The organism is Paenibacillus zanthoxyli JH29 (assembly GCF_000520715.1).
In the GTDB taxonomy this organism is placed as follows: Bacteria; Bacillota; Bacilli; order Paenibacillales; family Paenibacillaceae; genus Paenibacillus_AQ; species Paenibacillus_AQ zanthoxyli.
The window spans coordinates 1-376 of the sequence record NZ_ASSD01000065.1 but is presented as its reverse complement, the minus strand read 5'-3'; the positions used below and the strand labels follow the sequence as shown (position 1 = coordinate 376).

The following is a 376-nucleotide window of genomic DNA, read 5'->3' as shown; positions in this document are numbered from 1 at the left end:
AAAGAGTCTGCTATACCGCTCTTTAGGACCCACAAAACTGTAGGTCCAAACAAACCCAATATGACAACGGGAACAGGCTAAACGAAGAGAAGGCAGCACCAAGTAGCATCTTTTGCCGAAGAGATTCAGATGCCGAATCTTGCGCGGTTGATTCTGCCCATTTCGTTTCACTCCTTGTTCTGATCCGCACAAGGGACAGGGTTGCTTGTAAGCCACGGGCTCGGCCTCCAGATGAACCTCTTGGGCATTGATGAATAGCATTTTTTGAAGTTGTAGTTCTGGTAATTCAAGCAGTTGATTGATATACTGGAGTGGCATCTGTCATATCCTTTTGTTGTTTGGTAGGACTTACAACAATACAGGATTTGCAGATGTT

Annotated in this window: 1 protein-coding gene; it reads right to left on the bottom strand. The window is 44.9% G+C overall.

Annotated elements, in window-relative coordinates; all coding sequences use genetic code 11:
* A partial coding sequence (locus L691_RS30995; protein ID WP_232229075.1) for a transposase family protein occupies window positions 1-261 on the bottom strand: 261 nt, incomplete at its 3' end.
* Between the last annotated feature and the right edge of the window lie 115 nt (window positions 262-376).